Source organism: Amycolatopsis sp. NBC_00345 (assembly GCF_036116635.1).
Lineage (GTDB): Bacteria > Actinomycetota > Actinomycetes > Mycobacteriales > Pseudonocardiaceae > Amycolatopsis.
On the sequence record NZ_CP107995.1, the window covers coordinates 4,824,857 to 4,843,219 of the forward strand.

The 18,363-nt window shown below is 72.1% G+C and carries 16 protein-coding genes; 5 read left to right on the forward strand and 11 right to left on the reverse strand.

Annotated features, from left to right (window positions below):
* Positions 1-5: 5 nt before the first annotated feature.
* On the reverse strand, positions 6-866 hold the full coding sequence (locus tag OG943_RS21340) for a hypothetical protein (RefSeq protein ID WP_328611550.1): 861 nt from the start codon (positions 864-866) through the stop codon (positions 6-8).
* Positions 863-1,624 (reverse strand): helix-turn-helix domain-containing protein, encoded by a 762-nt coding sequence (locus tag OG943_RS21345; RefSeq protein ID WP_328611551.1) that lies wholly within the window; start codon positions 1,622-1,624, stop codon positions 863-865. Before OG943_RS21345 ends, OG943_RS21340 begins: the two co-directional genes overlap by 4 nt.
* A 1,513-nt stretch (positions 1,625-3,137) precedes the next feature.
* On the opposite strand from OG943_RS21345, the gene OG943_RS21350 reads away from it, so the two are divergent.
* The 5 genes from OG943_RS21350 (at position 3,138) to OG943_RS21370 (ending at position 10,016) form a co-directional block, all read left to right on the forward strand.
* Entirely contained in the window at positions 3,138-3,524 is a 387-nt protein-coding gene (locus OG943_RS21350) for a helix-turn-helix transcriptional regulator (protein ID WP_328611552.1), read from the forward strand.
* Positions 3,525-3,944: 420 nt separating this feature from the next.
* Positions 3,945-6,986, forward strand: a complete 3,042-nt coding sequence (locus tag OG943_RS21355; RefSeq protein WP_328611553.1) for an AfsR/SARP family transcriptional regulator — start codon at positions 3,945-3,947, stop codon at positions 6,984-6,986.
* Positions 6,987-7,348: 362 nt separating this feature from the next.
* Positions 7,349-8,398 carry a hypothetical protein gene (locus OG943_RS21360; RefSeq protein WP_328611554.1) on the forward strand — a complete coding sequence of 350 codons (1,050 nt, stop codon included), beginning with the start codon at positions 7,349-7,351 and terminating at the stop codon, positions 8,396-8,398.
* Between the two features lie 127 nt (positions 8,399-8,525).
* Positions 8,526-8,750, forward strand: coding sequence for a hypothetical protein (locus OG943_RS21365; RefSeq protein ID WP_328611555.1), 225 nt, complete (start codon positions 8,526-8,528; stop codon positions 8,748-8,750).
* Between the two features lie 453 nt (positions 8,751-9,203).
* Positions 9,204-10,016 carry an AfsR/SARP family transcriptional regulator gene (locus tag OG943_RS21370; RefSeq protein ID WP_328611556.1) on the forward strand — a complete coding sequence of 271 codons (813 nt, stop codon included), beginning with the start codon at positions 9,204-9,206 and terminating at the stop codon, positions 10,014-10,016.
* A 53-nt stretch (positions 10,017-10,069) separates the two neighbouring features.
* Here the strand turns inward: OG943_RS21370 and OG943_RS21375 are convergent, their stop codons facing one another.
* From OG943_RS21375 to OG943_RS21415, 9 genes are all read right to left on the reverse strand, one after another.
* Positions 10,070-11,371 carry a UDP-glucose dehydrogenase family protein gene (locus OG943_RS21375; RefSeq protein ID WP_328611557.1) on the reverse strand — a complete coding sequence of 434 codons (1,302 nt, stop codon included), beginning with the start codon at positions 11,369-11,371 and terminating at the stop codon, positions 10,070-10,072.
* A 73-nt stretch (positions 11,372-11,444) separates the two neighbouring features.
* Positions 11,445-12,689: an ATP-grasp domain-containing protein gene (locus tag OG943_RS21380; protein ID WP_328611558.1), complete on the reverse strand. Its 1,245-nt coding sequence runs from the start codon at positions 12,687-12,689 to the stop codon at positions 11,445-11,447.
* 11 nt (positions 12,690-12,700) lie between these two features.
* Positions 12,701-13,945, reverse strand: coding sequence for an MFS transporter (locus OG943_RS21385; RefSeq protein WP_328611559.1), 1,245 nt, complete (start codon positions 13,943-13,945; stop codon positions 12,701-12,703).
* Entirely contained in the window at positions 13,942-14,550 is a 609-nt protein-coding gene (locus tag OG943_RS21390) for a TIGR00730 family Rossman fold protein (RefSeq protein ID WP_328611560.1), read from the reverse strand. Before OG943_RS21390 ends, OG943_RS21385 begins: the two co-directional genes overlap by 4 nt.
* Positions 14,537-15,271: an SDR family NAD(P)-dependent oxidoreductase gene (locus OG943_RS21395; protein WP_328611561.1), complete on the reverse strand. Its 735-nt coding sequence runs from the start codon at positions 15,269-15,271 to the stop codon at positions 14,537-14,539. The genes OG943_RS21390 and OG943_RS21395 overlap by 14 nt, the downstream gene beginning before the upstream one ends.
* On the reverse strand, positions 15,271-15,894 hold the full coding sequence (locus tag OG943_RS21400) for a class I SAM-dependent methyltransferase (protein ID WP_328611562.1): 624 nt from the start codon (positions 15,892-15,894) through the stop codon (positions 15,271-15,273). Before OG943_RS21400 ends, OG943_RS21395 begins: the two co-directional genes overlap by 1 nt.
* Entirely contained in the window at positions 15,891-16,964 is a 1,074-nt protein-coding gene (locus OG943_RS21405) for an HAD-IIIC family phosphatase (RefSeq protein WP_328611563.1), read from the reverse strand. Before OG943_RS21405 ends, OG943_RS21400 begins: the two co-directional genes overlap by 4 nt.
* The gene (locus tag OG943_RS21410) at positions 16,961-18,100 is read right to left on the reverse strand and encodes an acyl-CoA dehydrogenase family protein (protein ID WP_328611564.1); all 1,140 of its coding nucleotides are present in this window, start codon (positions 18,098-18,100) and stop codon (positions 16,961-16,963) included. The genes OG943_RS21405 and OG943_RS21410 overlap by 4 nt, the downstream gene beginning before the upstream one ends.
* A complete protein-coding gene (locus OG943_RS21415) occupies positions 18,097-18,360 on the reverse strand; it encodes an acyl carrier protein (protein ID WP_328611565.1) in 264 nt (87 codons plus the stop codon). Before OG943_RS21415 ends, OG943_RS21410 begins: the two co-directional genes overlap by 4 nt.
* Between the last annotated feature and the right edge of the window lie 3 nt (positions 18,361-18,363).

The following is an 18,363-nucleotide window of genomic DNA, read 5'->3' on the forward strand; positions in this document are numbered from 1 at the left end:
ACGGATCAGCGGCGGCGAGGACGCGACGCCAGCCTGCGCACGAGTTGCGCGCTGACGATCGTCAAGGCCAGCACGGCGAGCAACACCGGTTGCGACAGGGTGTCCCGATCGGCCGGGAGCGCCGAGGCCGAACCGGCGGCCCGGGACGCCCCGGCGAGCGCCGGCTCTCCGGCGGCGACGGGCGAGCCCGGCTGCGGGACGCTGACGGTGCTGAGGTCCAAAGCCGCCCCACTCAAGGACAATCCGGGAATCCGCTCGCCGAACACCGCGCCGCGCGCCGGTCCGTCCGGCTCGGCCGCACCCGGGTCCGGCGCGCCGCCCGGCACCGGGGAGGGGCCGCCTGGCTCTTCCGGCGGGGGCGGCCGGTCCGGGCCGGCCGGGGTGGTGACCCGCACCAGGATCCCGCAGAGCGAGTCCAGCGCACCGGTCACGGCCGGCGTCAGCTGCTCCAGCACCGGCCCGGCCACCGGAATCTCACCGAGCCGGGCGATCACGGCGTCCGCGATCCGGTTCCCCGGAATCTCGTGCTGTCCCACGGAAAGAGTGCCGAGGTGGATCGGCCCGGAGTTCTGCCACGCCTGCCGGAGGGGCCCGGTCAGGAGGCCGAGCGGGTCCAGCCCGGCGAGCGCGCCGGTGACGGGCTCGACGACCGCCGACGGGTCCAGCACCACTTCCTGGCCCGGTATGCCGTCCACGACCGCCGAACAGCTCGGGGCTTCCACCGTCTCGGCCGCGGCGGCCTGCGGTGCGGCCGCCAGGCAGGCGACCACACCAGCCCCGGCGGCGAATAAATGCCGAGCCGGCCTGGTGCGGTATCTCCTGGTGGTCACCGGGGACGCGGTGCCTTGGCGCTCGCCGCGGGTCATCGGGCCACGATGTCCGGGGTGTCGAGCTGCCATCGGGCGAGCGCTTCCCGATACATCGGCGGCCAGCTGTACACGAGAAGGCCGACATCGGCGGCGAGCTGGACCCGGAGCCGGTGCCGGAACTGCGTCAGCTGGTCCGCGGTGAACGGCTGCTCGCTCGCCAGGAAGAACAGCATGCCGCGGCTGGTGACCGCGACGAGCGCGTTGACCCGCTCGGCCGCACCCGGTGGAAGCGGCCGGACCCAGCCGAGCAGCAGGGTTTCGGAACGGCGCGGGTGGGCGGCCGCGGCGGCGCGGTCGAAGAGCTCCCAGCGCTCGAGGTACTGGTCGATCGTGCTGCCGCTGAGCGAGATGCCGAACTGCCGCCGGACGAGTTCGGCGACCGCGCGTCTCGTCCACAGCAGGCTCGGCACCCCGGCCTCGTCCGGCGGGCCGCCGGCGAGTGTCTTGACGATCCAGGCCTGGTCCGCGGGTGACAGCGCCAAGCGCTCACCGGCGCGGCGGCCACGCCGGCGCGGGCGGAACGCCTCCTCGCCCTCGGCGTGGTAGGCGCGCACCCACTTGCCGACGGCTTTCCGGGACACCCCGAACTGCCGGGCGGTGTGCGACTGCGTGAGACCGGACTCGACAGCGGCGACCGCTTGCCGGCGGAGCCGTTCGAGCGCGTCGGCGCACAGGCTTCGCGCACCGGCGCTGCTCGCCGGATGATCAAGGTCCATCGTGGTCCCCATCTCGAAGTCGGCGCGTGCCGGCGGCACGCGAATTACCGCACCGCCGAACCCGGCCGTGCCGGCGGGCTGAACCGCGCGCCACAGAATCCGCGCGTTTATTCCGCCCTCTTTCCGGCTTGCGGCGCGATGGCGTAGATCGATTCGGCCAATAGTGCCGGACCCCGTGTCGATTATGCTACCGGCGCGTTACGGGCACATAACAAAGGGGACCATTATGTGTCCTTCGCGTGCCTGACGATGAGTTTTCGAATCAATTCCCGATAACCGGCCAAGGCAAAGGATCGCCATTCGATTGTCCAGGCACCGCAAGGTTTCTCCTGGTCAAAAACGATCAAGTCACCCGAGGGCCGTGTAACCAGTTTGACCTAAAACGCATAGTCCTGCCATCTCGGAGATTCTTGGGCCACACCACCACAAGTACCTTGGTGACCTGCGCGAATGAGCGTCAGGTGCGGTATTTCCCGCAGATGAACCGCTTCTGCGGCGTCGCCGGCGCCACACTGGCCCGGAGCCCGCCGGACGTGCCACTATCTCCCACTGGAAAGTTCGCACATTCACGGGCCCGACACCTGAGAACAAGCCAAGAACCGATTCCGCCTCGCGAGATTGTCGTGACAGCCCCGCCGCGACGGCCGTTGTGCGACGACCGTGGTGCCGGGCTCTTACGTGGACCGCGGCCACTCCCCCAGACGACCTCGAAGGACACTATGCGCGCAGTAGTCAAAGCCGGAACCGTGGTGGCGGCGGCGGTGGCCGGTGTGGCCGTGTGGTCACTGGGCCCGGCGGCGCTGAACCAGCTCGGCGACGACGCCAGTGCGATCGCGACCAGTCGTTCCCCCGCGCCGGCAACGGCGGCACCGGCACCGGGTCCGCCCGCCGCTGCGCCGGCGGATGCTCCGCCGCCCGGCGCCACCGGCCCGAACGGCATCCCGTCCCCCGGGCGCGGACCGGTCCCGGTGGCGACCGGGCCGGGCGCCGCCCCGGCGCCCGGGAGCCCGACGACGCCGGCTCGGCCAGGCCTGCCGACGGCGGAACCGCCGCCGTCTCCGCCCGGGGAGACTCCGCCACCCAGCATTCCACCGCCCAGTACTCAGCCACCCGGCACTCAGCCGCCGGCCGAGCCGCCTTCGACGCCGCCGGTCCCGCCGCCGATGGACCCCCCGCAGCTCCCGGCGCCCGAGGGGTGCACTACCGGTGACCCGGTCGGCTCGGTCATCTGCATCGTGCTCGACCTCCTGTGAGGAGTCGCGGGCGGCGCGCCGGCGGGAGATCCCGTTCCGCAGCGCGATGGCGAGGTGGATCCTGAGCTCCTCCGCACGACTGTCCACTCTGGAGGGTGCGGCCGCCGTCGACGGGCCGGGTGGCGGGGAGGTATCGCAGACGGAACGCAGAGGGAACACCGCTCGGCACGATGAGCCCGGTTGGCGGCGGCAGCGAGGAGGGACACCGTGGGCAGAGCGGGCGGCAGGACGGGAAGACGGGTCGTGCGAGCGCCGTGGCCACCGGCGGCCGGTGCCACCTCGGACCGGGGAGCGGGCCGGTGAGCACCGACCGGTCGGTGCTCGCCCTTCCCGAGTTCTCCCCGGTGACCGGGACGGCGGAGCGGGTGCCGTGCGAGCGGTGCCGCGCGGGCGAAGCCGCCGAGATCGATCCGCGCCGGCAGTTGAGCGGTCTCGACGCGATGATCCTGGAAGCGGTCGCGACGGGGGTGTCGAGTGTGCGGATCGCCTCGCGCCTCTACATCAGCCGGCAGGCGGTCGACTATCACATCAAAGGCATGCAGCGCCAGTTGAACGCCGTCAACCGGGCCGAGCTGGTTTCGCGGGCGCATGTGGCCGGGATACTCGACATCGGCCGCTGGCCACCGAAAGTACCGCCGGGCTTCATCCTCGAGGAGTCGCGGGGTCTCTACCGGCCCGTCCCGTGACTCCGCCCAGGTCTGCCCGATAGACCCGGCCCGGATGCACTGTTCAGCTCTGGTGAAGGCCGAGTGCTTACCGGTAACGTCGGCTGACGGCGGCTGGTAGCCCGCCGGCGCGGGACTGAGGACGTTCAAACGGCTGTGGGAGAATGGTGGCGGCCAAATTGCTGCGTGAGTCGCGAATCGGCACCGGTGGTTCCCGGGGGCGGCGGTCTCGGGACCGGTGTTCCCCCGGGCCACTCGGCGGTCCGGTCCGGTCCGGCGCGGGCGTCGCGGAAAGAAGTGCACTACTGGTTGCCGCCGAGTGAATTTCACCGTGTTTGTGATTAATCCCGGTACGGCGGGCCGCTCGTTCCCGGGCCTCGACCCGGTCTTGAATCGCTTCGCGGAATGCTTTCGCGTGCGGGCCGGCACCAGGTGCGCGGGATGAGCAGCGCTCAGCGAGCCGAATCGCCACTGCGCATCAACGTCCTGGGGAGCGTCGAATGCTGGGACGGCGACGAACGCGTCCATCTGGGCGGGCTCATCCAGGAGCGGGTGCTGGCCGCGCTGGTGCTGGAGGCGGGCCGGGTGCTCAGCGTCTCCCAGCTCGTCGACGCGGTGTGGGAAGACGTTCCGCCCGCGACCGCCGCCCACCAGGTGCGCAAGGCGGTGGCCCGGCTGCGCCAGATCATCCCGGGCGGGGGCGGGCTGATCATCACCCAGGCCTCCGGCTACCGCGTGTCGGCCGACGCGGCCCAGCTCGACGTCAAGCAGTTCTCCGCGCTGCTGGACCAGGCCCGGGCGGAGCTGGCGGACCGGCGCGCCGGCGAAGCGGTGGAGCACCTGGAAGGCGCGCTCGCGCTGTGGCGGGGGACGGTGCTCTCGGGCGACGGCGGGGAACCGATCAGGGCGGCCGGCACCGCGTTGCTGGAACGGCGGGCCGCGGCGATCGAGCAGCTCATCGACCTGCGCCTGGCCCGGGGGGAAACGGCCGAGCTGGTCGGGGAGCTGCGGGCCTACGTCGCCGCATACCCGTTGCAGGAGCGGCTCCGCGGCCAGCTGATGCTCGCGCTGTTCCGGTCCGGCCGGCAGGCGGACGCGCTGGAGGAGTTCGAGCGGGTGCGGGCCCTGCTGTCCGAGGACCTGGGCATCGACCCCGGCAGCGACCTCACCCGGCTGCACGAGCGGATCCTGCGCAACGATCCCGCCCTCGCCCGCCCCGTCCCCGAAGCCGGGCCGCGGCCGGTGGCCGAGGTGCCCGCCGGCCCGCCCGCGGCGGCCCACGCGCTGCCCCATGACCTGCCGGACTTCGTCGGACGCGAGCGGGAGCTCGACCACCTCCGGTCGTACCTCGAAACCGCGTCCTCGCAGGGGCCGCGGATCGTCGCGATCGACGGGATGGGCGGGGTCGGCAAGACCTCTTTCGCCGTGCGGGCCGCGTATTCGGTGTCCGGCCGGTACCCCGACGGCCAGCTCTACCTCGACCTGCACGGCTTCACCCCGGCCGGGCAGCCGATGACCGCGCCCGCCGCCGCCGAAGCCCTGCTGCGGATGCTCGGCACCCCGGTCGACCACCTGCCGGACGGCGCCTCGGTGCGGCTCAACCTGTGGCGGGCGACGATCGCCGAGAAGAGCGTGGTCCTCCTGCTGGACAACGTGTCCGACGTCGCCCAGGTGCTGCCGCTGCTGCCGCCGAACTCGGAGTGCCTGGTGCTGATCACCAGCCGCACCCGGCTGGTCGACCTCGACGGGGTGCTCTGGATCTCGCTCGGCACGATGACCGACGAGGACAGCGCCGCCATGGCCAGCGCGGTGCTGACCAGCCAGCGCACGGCCGTGGAGCCGGAGGCGCTGGCCGAGCTGATCGAGCTGTGCGGGCACCTGCCGCTGGCCATCCGGATCGCCCTCAGCCGGCTGGCGAACCGGCCGCGGTGGTCGATCGGCTACCTGGTCGACCGGATGAGCGACGAGTCCCGCCGGCTCGACGAACTGCGCTCGGGCGAGCGCGGGGTCGAGCTGACGCTCAAGATCTCCTACGAGGGCCTCAAGGCCAAGGACCGCGAGGCCTTCCGCCTGCTGGGCCTGCATCCGGGCCGCGACATCGATGTCCACTCGGCCGCCGCGCTGCTGGGCACCTCACCCGAGGAGGCCGAGGCCACCCTCGAAGTGCTCCTCGACGCGCACATGCTGCAGCAGTACGAGTTCGGCTACTACCGGTTCCACGACCTGGTGCGCAGCTTCGTGCACCGCCTCCTGCGGGTGGCCGGCCAGTCCGCGGGCGGGGACATCTCGCCGGCGCTGGGCCGCCTGCTCGACTACCTGGTGTGCGCCAGCGACCAGGTCTGCGACCTGCTCTTCGCCGGCCGCCTGAGCGTGCCGGCCGGAGGGATCGGCCGCCAGGCCGTGCCGCCGGAGCTGGACGAGCCCGAGCAGGCCCGGAAGTGGCTGGAGCGGGAACGGACGACGCTCTTGGCCGCGGCGGTGCTCGCCCACGAGCAAGGACTCGACCGGCACGTCACCCTGCTCGCGCGCAACGTCGTGTTCCAGCTGGACGCGGCCGGGCTGTACAGCGAGTTCGCCGAGGCCAGCCAGCTCGCCGTGGCGTCCTCCCGCCGGCTGGGCGAACCGGAGCTGCTGCGGCTGAGCCTGTCGAACCTGGCCGTGGCCAACTGGAAGCTGGGGCGGTTCGACGCAGGGATCGCCGCTTCCTCGGAGGCGCTGAAGATCGCCGACGACCTCGGCGACCGGCGTGGCTTCGCGAAGGACACCGGCATGCTCGGCCTGTTCAAGGGGACCACCGGCCAGTTCGACGAGGCGCTGGGGCTGCTGCGGGAGTCGATCCGCCTGAAACGCGAGCTCGGCGCCGCCCGGACGGAGGCCGAATCCCTGGTGAACCTCAGCTCCCTCTACGAGCAGTGGGGGCGGTACCCGGAGGCGGTGGAGGCAGCCGGCCAGGCACTGGCCCTCGATCTCGAACTGGACATCCGCGAGCACCAGATCGTCGCCAGGGCGGACCTGGCCCTCGCTTACCTCGGGGTGCACGCGGACGAGGAGGCCGACGAGCAGCTGGCCCGCGACCGGGAGCTGGTCGAGGACTTCGGCGCGGCCGGTGAGGTGGCGATGGTCTTCGCGTTGTCCGCGCTGACCAACCAGCGGCTGGGACGCCACGAGGAGGCCGCCCGGTACGCGGAGATCGTCCGCGAACACCGGCGTGAGCACTGGAACCCCACCCGGCAGGTGGTCATCGACAACATCCTCGGCAAGCTGTACCGCGCCCAGGGCAACGACTCGGACGCGGCCCTGCTCCACGAGGCCGCCCGTACGGTCGCGGCTTCCATCGGCTACCGCGTCGAAGAGGCGCGGGCGCTGCTCGGGCTCGGGGCGGCCGAATCGGCCCTCGGCCGGACCGAGGAGGGGCAGCGGCACCAGCGGCGCGCGGAGGAGATCTTCACCGAGCTGGGCGTGCCACCGGACGCCCGCTCGTGATCGTCGCGCCGGCCGCTCGCACACATCGAGGGCCGGCGTCCGGAGCTTCGCACCAGGGAGTTCCGAAACCCGGCCGGCCCGGTGGCTCCGCCCGACCGGCGGAGCCGCCCCGCCGCCGGTCACCTGGCGCGCACCCGGAATAAGCGGTTTGCAAGCAGCGCGGGTGCTCTCATGGATCCAGGCGGCTTGGCTCGTCCGGCGGTGACCCGGGCGGACAGCGATCAGACAGCGCGCCAGGGAACACTTGTACCGCGGGTGGCGGCCCGGCGACTTCGGGCAGCTGCCGGCCCAACTGTGGAGAACACGATGTCACGGAGGCAAACGAGCCGATCAGCGAGGATTCGCGGACCAGAGGAGGTGTCGTGATGGGGCGCGCCGCCGGGGACTCGAGCGCCGCCCGCCTGCTCCTGGTCTTCCCGGAGCCCGCGCTGGTGCGCAAGGCCGCGCGGACGGGCCTGGACGTCCACGTCGTGCTGGGCCCCGAGGACCGGGCCGGGGACTTCCCGGTGCCCGGCGACCACGTGATCCGCGCGGACGGGCGAAGCAGCCGCGAGGCGGAGCCGGTGATCCGCCGGTTCATCGGCTCCCACCACGATACCCACGTTCTCGACGGTGAAGGCTTCCCGTTGTACGGGCCCCCACCGGAGACGGGATCGGAAGCCGCCGGGGCCCCGTACGTACTCGCCGACTTCGATGCCTTCCGGAACGCGATGGCGCTGAACAAGCAGCCCGCGGCGGCCGGGCAGGCGGTCGCGACGGCGGACGAGGTACCGGCGGCGGTCGCCGGCCTGGACTGGCAGGCGGTGATCCGGACGGGCCAGGACGAGGAGGCCGTCCGGTCCGACGCGGACGTCGAGGAGTGGCTGCGGACCCACGGGCCGGGCTCCGGCCCGTTCACGGTCGAGCCGCTCCCGCCGGGCCCCGAGGTGATCGTCACGACGCTGACGGTCGACGGGATGCACCGCGTCGTCGGGATCACCGAACGGGTCCCGGAGGCCGGGATTCGGTCCTACGTCTACCCGGCGAGCGTGTCCGAGGCCGCCACGGCCCAGGCCAGGGCCGCCGTCACCGGCATGCTCGACCTGGCCGGATACGAGTTCGGGCCCGCGCAGACCCGGGTCGTGCTGACCGGCCGGGAGCCCCGCATCCTGTGTTCGCAGCCGTGTTTCAGCATCGACCGGGTCGCGGACCTGATCGAGACCGCCACCGGGTTCGACCTCCGGACCGAGCTGTTCCGCACCCTGGCGGGGGCGCCCCTGCAGCCGCCACGCCCGCGGTGGTTCGCGGCGGCGCGGTTCTCCCGGGTATCCGGTTCCCCCGCTCAGGAACCGGAATCCTGCGTGCTCGCGGAAGGCCCTTCGCCGGAGGCTGTTCGTGTCCGGCTCGACGAGGCGGCCGCGCCGGTAAGCTGAGTGAACCCGCGGGGGAAGTCCGCTTCCCCCGCGGTTCCCGGCCCGGGGTATCGCAGACGGAACCCAGCGGTATCGCGACTCCCCATGATTGGTGTCAAGACGAAGAACGGACACGAGGAGCGACACCATGCGCGAAGAAATCAGTGAAGAGACGGTCACTTCCCGGACACGCGCCGGCCGGCGGCTGCGGGGGATGGTGGCCGTGGCCGCACTGGTCGCGATGGCCGGTGCCGGGTACCACGGCGTCACGCACGAGGTATCCGGCGGGGCCGGTGCCGTCGCCGCTTCCAGCGCCGGCCGGATGCCGGGCCTCGACTCCGGCTCGGGCTCCGGCGAGGGCCCCAACCACTGACCCGGCCTCCCGCCGTGGTTGTCCACTGTGGACGGTTCAAGCCCGGCCGGGCGGAGAACCGGATCCGCGCCGGTACCGCCGATCGGATGAACGCGTTCGTGCGAGGCGGGGCCGATGCGGCGCCCGGTCCCGGCGATCCCCGGTGATCACCCCCGGGTTCCCGGCCGGGGCGTGCCGAAGACCGGCGAAACAGCCGCCTGGCTCATTTCCACCATTCCGCCACCCGATCGACCCGGGTTTCCCCGTGCGCCCGGAAAAGCGGGAACCCGCCGTTCCGCATCGAGGGCACCGGCAGAGCGGATGGTCCACATCGGACCGCGGTGATCGCCGATCACGTGGTCCGAGCGCGGCCCAGCGGTGGCCAGAGCACCTCGTCCCGAGGTGCGGACCCGAGGAGACTCCATGCCGGAACGCACCCCCGGTCCTTGCGCCGATCCCGGAGGAGCGTGAACCATGACCCACGACTTGAGCTTCGAGATCCTCGGCCCGACCCGCCTCGTCGTCGACGGCCGCCCCCAGGCGATCCGGTCGCGGAACCTGTCGGTCATCCTGACCACCCTGCTGGTCCGGAGTGGCCGCGTGGTCAGCGTCGAGGAGCTGATCGGCGAGGTGTGGCACCAGCCGCCACGGCGGGCCCGGGAAGCCATCTACGTCTACATCTCCAGGCTGCGGGACCAGATCGGGAACGGGGTCGTCGACAGCCAGTTCCCCGGCTACACCCTGCCGGTCCGCGGTCAGCAGCTGGACGTGCAGCTGTTCGGCCGGTATCGGGCCGACGGCCATCTCAGCATGGCCAACGGTGATCACGAGGGGGCGGCGCGGGCATGGCGTGGCGCGCTCGCCCTGCACCGGGGCAGCCTGGTCGGGGGCGTGTACCCGGGGCCGATCCTCAGCTCGTTCGATTCCTGGCTGCGGCAGTCGCGCACCGAATGCGTGGAACTCGCCGCGTGGGCACAGCTCAGCGCCGGCCTGCACCACGAGGCCATCGGCTTCCTCACCCAGCAGCTGCCGCAGGATCCGCTCAACGAGATCCTGCACCAGCAGCTGATGCTGGCGCTCCTCCTGGCTCGTCATCGCGCCCAGGCGCTGCGGGTGTTCGGCAACGCCTGCCGGGCGTTCTCGGACCGGCTCGGCCTGGAGCCCGGCGGCGACCTGGTGAAGGTGCACGACATCGTGCGGTCCGACGACGTCGGCCGGGCCAAGCGGGCCATCTCGAGCGCCGTCGCCTCGCGGCTGAGCTCGCACCGGTCGCCGCTGGCGTCCTGACCTCGGCCCCAGGGCTCGTGAGTGGCGATGACGGTTCTAACCGTCATCGCCACTCACGAGCTTTCCGGCCGGACGGTGAGGCGCCCGACGCTCATATACGTGAACCCGTGCCGTGCCTGTTCCGCCGGGTCGAGCAGGTTGCGCCCGTCGAACAGCAGCGGGTCGCCCATCACCTCGGCGGCCTTGCCCCAGTCCACGTCCTTGAGCTCGGGCCACTCCGTGACGAGCACCGCGGCGTCGCAGTCGGCGACCGCCGCCAGCACGCTGTCCTTGCGGGCCACGAGGTCCCACGGGTGACCGGTCAGCTGGGGCGCCAGCGGATCCCATCCGGTGACCGTGGCCCCCTCGGCCAGCAGCCGGGCCGCGATGACCGCGCTGGGCGCCTGCCGCATGTCGTCGGTGCCCGGCTTGAACGTCAGCCCGAGCAGCGCGACCCGGCGTCCGCGCAGACCGCCGAGCTGGGACTTCAGCCGCGCGACGGCCCGCCGGGCCTGGAGGTCGTTGCTCTCGATGACGGCGCCGAGCAGCGGTAGCGGCAGCCCGCAGTTGGAGGCGGTCGCCCGCAGCGCCCGAGCGTCCTTGGGGAAACAGGATCCGCCGTAGCCGACACCGGCCCGCAGGAAGTGCGGGCCCAGCCGGCGGTCCAGGCCGACGACCACCGCCACCTCCTCGACGTCGGCACCGGTCGCCTCGCACACCGCGGCGATCTCGTTGATGAACGTGATCTTGGTGGCGAGCAGGGCGTTCGCCGCCGTCTTGGCCATTTCCGCGGAAGCCACCGACACCGTCCACACCGGACCGTCGATGCCCCGGTGCAGTTCGGCGACCAGATCGGACACGGCCGGGTCGTCCGCGCCGACGACGATGCGGTCCGGCTTCAGGAAGTCCCGGACCGCCGTGCCCTCGGCGGTGAACTCGGGGTTGGACGCGTACCCGACGTGGGCCAGGCCTGCGGCGTCCAGTGCGCTGCGCACCTGGTCGCCGGTCCCCACCGGCACGGTCGACTTCATGACCAAGGTGGTGAGGCGAGGTGCTCCTCGCAAATCCTCGACGACGGACCAGATCCGGGACAGGTCGGCGTCGCCGGACGACGTGGGCGGCGTGTCCACGCAGATGAAGGCCACCTCGGCCTCCCGCAGCGCCTCACCGGCGTCGAGGGTGAACCGGAGCCGCTCCCGGTTCTCGGCGATCAGCTCCCCCAGGCCCGGCTCGTAGATCGGCACCTCGCCGCGGCGCAGGGCGTCGACGCGCCGCGGCTGGATGTCCCGCACGGTGACCCGGTGTCCCAGCTGCGCCAGGCAGGCCCCGGTGACCAGGCCGATGTAGCCGGCCCCGAATACCGCGATGTTGTGCATGCGTCCCTCTTCTTCCTTCCAGTGCGTCCCCAGGCGCGGGCGCACACCAGCCGTGGCGAGGAGCACCGCGGGCTCAGGCGAACGGACCCTCGACGGTGAGCCGGCGGCCGGCCTCGGCCAGCCGCTCGCGGGCTTCGCCGGCGTGCGTTCCGACGACGATCACCCAGCCGGCGCGGCCCCAGAAGTCGATCGGCGGGGGCGTGATCACCGTGCCCTTGGGCCGGAGCTCCCCGACCTCGTGGACCCACGGCTGGGCCCGGAGGTCGGGTGCCTCGGCCAGCCCCTCGAACACTTGACGGCGCTCGGAGTAGATGAACTTCAGGCCGGCGGCCCGATTCGGCACGATCTCCGCCTCCAGCGGCTCGCCGAGGGCCGCGGACACCAGCAGCGAACCGATGCTCAGGCCGAAGGCCAGGTGGACCATCTTGGACAGCAGGTCCCCGCCGGGGCGGCCGTTGAGCTCGATGATGCGCGGTCCCTTGGACGTCATCTTGACCTCGACGTGGGCCAGCGTCCGATCGATCCCGGCGGCCAGCACGGCGGCGCAGGCCAGTGCGAAGCCCTCGGCGAGCGGCTCGATGTCGAGCGCGCCCTCGCCGCACACGTAGCCCACCTCGATCGGGTGCGGGTCGAAGTCGAAGGACTTGGGGCACCAGTAGAGGACCTCGGCCCGCCCGCCGCTGCTCCACACGTCGACGTCGAACTCCACACCGTCCAGGTATTCCTCGACGAGCAGGCCGTCGCTGGCCATGCCCTTCTTGTCGATGTCGGCGGCGACCTGGAAGAACCGGGCGAAGTCGTCGGCGCTGTCGATCCTGGCGACGCCCGCGCTGCCGGACAGCCCGCGTGGCTTGATGATGACCGGATAGCCGATCTCCGCGGCGACCTTCATGCCCTCCTCGAGCTCGTGCACGAGCACGGACGTGGTCGGTGAGAGGTCGGCGAGCAGCTCACGCTGGCGCTTCTTGTCCCGGGTGATCTCCGCCGCCTCGACCGGCAGGCCGGGAAGCCCCAGCGCCTCGGCGAGCTGGGCGGCCAGCAGGACGTCCGGCTCGTTGTAGGTGATGACGGCCCGCACGTCGTGGCGCTCGACCAGGCGGCGCGCTTGCTCCAGCGGGAACGGGTGCTCATCCCGGTCGTAGGTCTCGAAGTCCTTCAGCCACGGCTTCTGCCAGGTCGGCTCCGCGGCGTCCAGCAGGACCACGTCGGCCGCGGTGCCCAGGTGGGAAAGCAGGTGTTCGTGGCCGATCTGGTAACCGGAGCCGACCAGCAGCAAGGTTGACGGTGAGGCCGGACGGGCCGGCAGCGGAAGTTCCATGTGCTGACTCCTCAGTGCGAAGTGGAGGCGGTTTCCCGACGCCGTGCCGTGCGGCGCCGGAAGAAGAGCAGGGCGTACAGGGCCAGGCCGAAGCCTGCGAGCTGGAGCACGAAGTAGGCCCCGACACCGGCCGCCTCGACGACCGGCAGCAGGATCAGCGGCGCCAGGAACGCGCCCATGCCGTGCGCCAGCGACGTGGCCGCGGCGTAGGACTCCAGCGAGTCCGGCGGGGCCGTCCTGGTCACGAGCGGCTGCACGCTGGGGGCGATCAGGCACTCGCCCACGGCGAACAGGACCCCGAAAGCGGCTCCCAGCAACACTTTCGGCAGCGATCCGGACATCAGCAGGGCGCAGCCGAGCACGGCCAGCGCGGCCGTCCACGACACGATCGCGGTGACCAGTGCCCCGATGTAGCCGATTCGCTCGACCACGCGGAGTGCCACGCCCTGCAGGACGATGACGCCGCCGGTGTTGCAGGCCATCACGACGCTGATCGCGGCCACCGACAGCTGGGCGTTGCCGAGAATGGCGGGCACCACCGAGTCGAACTGGCCGAGGCCGAAGATGACCAGGCAGAACTGGAACACCATCAGGCATAGGAACACCGGATCACGCAGGGCCGCCGGGCGTCCTCGCCGTCTGCCGGATTCCGGCAGCCGGACCGCGGGCGCCCCGCCGCGCTTGCGCACGAGACCGGCCAGGATCGTGCCGTGGACCAGGTAGCTGAGCGCGTTGACGGTCAGGCACGCGCCGTAGCCGTCGACGCCGAAGCGCTGCACCGCCTGGCCGCCCAGCAGGGTGCCCACGGTCATCATCAGCGCCGTGGTGCGGTTCTGTCCGGAAAGGACCCGGCTGAGCGCGTCTTCGCCGAAGACCCGCATGAGCAGCGGGGTCTGCACCGCGTAGTACATGCCCGTTCCCGCGCCGGACAACGCGGCGGCCGGCACGACCAGCGTCATGGAGCCCGCCACGGCGAACAGGCCCCAGCCCGAGGCCTGGAGGACCGCGGCCATGACCACCACTGTGCCCGGTCCGAGCGCGCGGCCGACCCGGATGGCCAGCGGGTTCACGCCCAGGCCCGACAACGCGAACAGGGAGAAGTAGAGCGAGGCGCTCGCCAGCGGCAGATGCAGGATCTCCCGGAGGTAGATCATCGTGATCGGGAGTGTGAGGCCGCTGCCGAAGGTGGTGGCTCCCCAGCCGGTCAGGAAAGCACCGTAGCCGGGCAGCGGCCCTCGATGCGCCGCGGAAGTCACGTGGCCACCTGCCCGCCCCGCGGAGAGCCCGCCCCCGCGAGGGCACCGGACGGCGCCGGCGACACCAGGTCGAGAGCTTCCTCTGGGGTTCCGGCCAACCGCAGGATGCTTGCGTCGCGCACGAAACCTCGTCGCCCCAACCCATCGACGTAGTCGAGCAGAGGCTGCCAGTCGTTCTCGACGTCGAGGAGCACGATGGGGCCGACGTCCTGTCCGAGCGCGGCCATGGAAACCACTTCGAGCACCTCGTCGAGCGTGCCGTAACCGCCGGGAAGCGCGATGAAGGCGTCCGCGCGGTCGATCATGACACGCTTGCGTTCCAGCAGGTCGCCGGTGAGCACGATCTCCTGGGGCGGCAGGTCGTCACCCATTTCCTTGGCCCGCAGGAACTCCGGGATGACGCCGAGGATCGGCGCGCCGCCCGCGGCGGCGCCGCGGGCCACCGCACCCATCAGCCCGGCCCCGCCCGCCCCGTAGACCAGCCGGTGGCCGCGGGCGGCCAGGCCGGCGCCGAGCGCGGTGGCGATCTGGGCGTACCGGGCCGACGGTCCCGGGGAGAAGCCGCAGAAGACCCCGACCGACAAGGAGCTTTCAGAGGTATCCATAACTGAGCCAGCCTCCGTCGACGACCAGGGACTGGCCGTTGATGTAGTCGGCCTCCGGGGAGGCCAGGAACAGGACAGGTCCGACGATGTCGGCCGGCCGGCCGCGCCGGCGGGAGGGGATGCGCCCGACGATGGCGTCCTCGCCGAGCGCGGCCGGGTGCGGGGTCTCGATGCGGATCATGCCGGGGGCGACCGCGTTGACGTTGACGTTGTGCGCCGCCCACTCCACGCCCAGGCTGCGGGTCAGCTGGAGCACGCCGCCCTTGCTCGCCGCGTACAGCGCCCGTTCCGGGAAAGCGGTGTAGGACAACAACGAGCAGAAGTTGACGATCTTGCCGTGTCCCTGCTCGACCAGGTGCCTGCCGAAGATCTTGCAGGCCAGGAAGGTGCCGAGCACGTTGGTGTCCAACAGGGTCCGGGCGGAGTCGAGCGGGAAACCGGTCGTGGGGCCGAGGTCGAAGACGCCGGCGGCGTTGACGAGGACGTCCAGGCCGCCGAACCGCTCGACGACCTGGGCGGCCGCCTCGCCCATCGCCGCCTCGTCGGCGACGTCGACGGCCACCGCCACGCTCTCGGCCCCGAGGTCCTCGATCTCCCCGGCCACGGACTTCACCTGGGACTCGGTGCGGGCCAGCACCGCGACCTGGTCGCCACGGGCGGCGAACCCGAGGGCGACGGCCCGCCCGATGCCCCGGCCGCCGCCGGTGACCACGACCCGCATCAGCGCGCCCGGAACTCGCCGAACCAGTGCAGCTGGTCCGGCTTGGTGCGGGTGGGCACGTTGCGGTACACGTACAGCGCCACGCACTCGAACCGGTCGGCGGTGAACGTGGTGAGGATGTCCTCGCTGGTGATCCGGCGCGGGCCGGTACCGGCGACCATCTTGTCGGAGAAGGAGTTCAGCAGGAACAGGCCGCCGGGCTTGAGCAGGCGGTGCACCTCGCCGGCGTAGCGCGCCCTGGCGTCGTCACGCATGTTGTGGAACACGAAGGAGTCGGTGACGACGTCGGCCGAGGAGTCCGGCAGCGGGACGTCGAGCACGTCGCCCTGGATGAATTCGGCGCCGGCACCGGCCAGTTCGGCCCACCGGCCGGCCCGGGCGACGGCGTCCGGGGACAGGTCGACACCGGTGACGTCCAGGCCCTGCACGGACAGGAAGACGGCGTCGACGCCGGGGCCGCTGCCCAGGTCGATCAGGCGCTGACCCGGCTTCAGCGTGCCGTCGATCACCCGCTTGATCAGCTCCAGGCCGGGCGAGGCGTTGAACCAGGAGAGCTTGGCCAGCGACTCCTGGGCGTAGACGGAGGAAAACGTGTCGGTCCAGCTCTGCGTGAAGGCAGTCATCGGGTGATCTCCTGGGTCGGGCCGCTGAGCGCGGCGGTGTCTTCGGTGATGAGGCGGACATAACCGGGTACGACCGGGATCCGGCCGTCCGGCATGGCGAGGACAACGCGGTCCTCGGAACGGGACACAACAGCGAATCCCGCGAATCGGTAGGTGACGAGCATCTGGCGATTCCGGTCGGTGGGCCGGAAGTCGGCGACGATGCGGGCACCGTGCGCGGCGGCGGTGCGGGCCAGCGCCGCGATGAGCGCGCTGCCGACGTTGCGGCCCATGACCCGGCAGGACATCAGCAGCAGCCGGATCGTCCATTCCGGACCGGTGGACAGCACAGCCAGCCCGATGGTGCCGTAGGAGCCGAAGCGGTCGTCGAGTTCGGCGATGAGCACCCGGTGGCCGGGGTCCCGCGCCAGCTCGGCCAGCTCGTCCCGGTCGAAGGTGATGCCGGTGGTGTTGAGCTGGTGGGTGCGCTGCGTCAGCTCCGCCGCGCGGTCGAGGTCGCCCTCGGCGACGTCGCGCACCCGCAACGTCATGTCCAATGAGGACAGGAACTCTTCGGCCGGGCCCTGGAACTTCTCCTCGTGCCCGCGGCGGCGGTCCTCGGCCTGGTACATCTCCCGGCGGCGTGCGGCGTCGGCGGTCACCCGCCGCGGCAGGACCCGGCCGCCGGCGACCAGTTCGTGCAGCTTCTCCCGCGTCACGCAGCGGACCTCGGGCAGCTCCCCGGCCACCTCGGCCCGTTCGAACTCCGAGTCGTCGACGAACAGCACGCTGTCGGCGCCGATGTTGAGCGCTTCCAGCAACGTGCGCAGCGAAGCGGACTTGGCCGACCAGCCGACCTGCGGGTGCAGGAAGTACTGGTCGAGCCCGAAGCCGCGGAGCCGGTCCTCGACGGGGCCGGGCTCGTTGCGGCTGGCGACGGACTGGAGGATGCCGTGCTCGTCCAGGACGCGCACGAGGGTGCGGTTGGCGTCGGGGACGCGGAGTTCGTCGCCCTCCAGGAGCGTGCCGTCCCAGAGGGTGTCGTCCAGGTCCCAGACCACGCACTTGACGGTGTTCTCGGCCGGGGTCATCGCTGCTTTCCTTTCCCCGCGGCGCCCTGGTTACGCAGCAGCGCGGTGGCCACGACGTCCTGGAGCACCTCGGTGGGTCCCTCGATCACCTCGTGCACCCGGGCCGCGGCGGCCAGCCGGGCCAGCGGATGGTGCTCGGTCTGGCCCTCGGCGCCCAGCAGGCGCGAGGCGGTGGCGGTCACGCTGCTGGCCGCGCGGGAGGCCAGCAGCTTGGCGCGGGCGGCGGTCACCGCCGCCGTCGGCGCGCGGTCCTCGACCTCCTTCGCCGCCGACCGCACGTAGAGGGCCGCGGACTCGGTGGCGAGGGCGGCGTCGGCGAGCAGCCCGCGCACCAGCTGGTGGTCCCCGAGCACGCGGTCCCCTGTGGAGCGGGTGGCCGCGTGGCCGACGGCCAGGTCGAGCGCGGCCTGCGCGATGCCCGCCGCCCCCGCCGCGACGCAGAGCCGGCCCAGGGTCAGGCACGACGTCGCGACGAACGGGATGCCGGTGCCCGGCCGCCCCACCGCACGGGCGGCGGGGGCGGTCGCGCCGTCGAAGGAGACGCGGGCCAGCCGCGCCGCCCGCAGGCCCGCGGTGCGGGGTTCGGGCTCGACCCGCACCGCGCTGCCCGCGTCCACCAGCGCGCAACTGTCCAGGCCGTCGGTGAGGCCGAAGACGAGGTAGGCGTCGGCGATCTGGCCGAAGGACAGCCAGCGCTTCACCCCGGTGACGCGCAGGGTGCCGCCGTCCCGGTCGATCCTGGTGGTCAGTGCCCCGGCGTCGGCTCCGCCGCCGGTCTCGGTGAGGGCGAAGGCGGCGAGCACCCGGCCGGTGGCCAGCTCGGGCAGGACCGCGTCGCGGGTCTCCCGCCCCGCCCAGCGGCGCAGGGCGTGACAGACCATGGCGTGGACCACCAGCAGGCTGTGCAGGCTGGGCGAGGCGGCGGCCACCAGCCGGTGCGCCTCGGTCACGTCCACCAGCGAGAGGTCGCTGCCGTGGTGCTCGGTGCCGACGGTCAGGCCGAGCAGTCCGTGCCCGGCCAGGAGTTCGACGTCCTCGCGCGGGACGGCGCCCGCCCGTTCCCAGGCCGTGGCCCGGGCGGCGAACTGCTCGCCGCGCAGCACGTCGAGGACCGCTTCCGGCGCGGTGACGCTCACGCCGCCACCCGGCGGGTGACCAGCGCGGCCAGTCCCCGCACGGAGTCGAAGTTGAGCAGTTCCAGGTCCTCGTCGGTCACCTCGACGTGGAAGGTGCGCTCGACGAAGTCGACCATCTGGACCGCGGCGATCGAGTCCAGGACGCCCGCGGAGATCAGCGGCCGGTCGTCCTCGATGTCCGGGTGGCCGCTGAGCCGGGTGATGAATTCCCGCACCACGGCGGAGATTTCTTCGTTCGTGGGCGTGTTCCGAGCAGTCATCGT

Coding starts and splice junctions, on each gene's coding strand:
- OG943_RS21415 (WP_328611565.1), bottom strand. CDS start 18,360: ATGACTGCTCGGAACACGCCCACGAACGAAGAAATCTCCGCCGTGGTG.
- OG943_RS21395 (WP_328611561.1), bottom strand. CDS start 15,271: ATGCGGGTCGTGGTCACCGGCGGCGGCCGGGGCATCGGGCGGGCCGTC.
- OG943_RS21375 (WP_328611557.1), bottom strand. CDS start 11,371: ATGCACAACATCGCGGTATTCGGGGCCGGCTACATCGGCCTGGTCACC.
- OG943_RS21365 (WP_328611555.1), top strand. CDS start 8,526: ATGCGCGAAGAAATCAGTGAAGAGACGGTCACTTCCCGGACACGCGCC.
- OG943_RS21380 (WP_328611558.1), bottom strand. CDS start 12,689: ATGGAACTTCCGCTGCCGGCCCGTCCGGCCTCACCGTCAACCTTGCTG.
- OG943_RS21355 (WP_328611553.1), top strand. CDS start 3,945: ATGAGCAGCGCTCAGCGAGCCGAATCGCCACTGCGCATCAACGTCCTG.
- OG943_RS21340 (WP_328611550.1), bottom strand. CDS start 866: ATGACCCGCGGCGAGCGCCAAGGCACCGCGTCCCCGGTGACCACCAGG.
- OG943_RS21405 (WP_328611563.1), bottom strand. CDS start 16,964: ATGACCCCGGCCGAGAACACCGTCAAGTGCGTGGTCTGGGACCTGGAC.
- OG943_RS21390 (WP_328611560.1), bottom strand. CDS start 14,550: ATGGATACCTCTGAAAGCTCCTTGTCGGTCGGGGTCTTCTGCGGCTTC.
- OG943_RS21370 (WP_328611556.1), top strand. CDS start 9,204: ATGACCCACGACTTGAGCTTCGAGATCCTCGGCCCGACCCGCCTCGTC.
- OG943_RS21400 (WP_328611562.1), bottom strand. CDS start 15,894: ATGACTGCCTTCACGCAGAGCTGGACCGACACGTTTTCCTCCGTCTAC.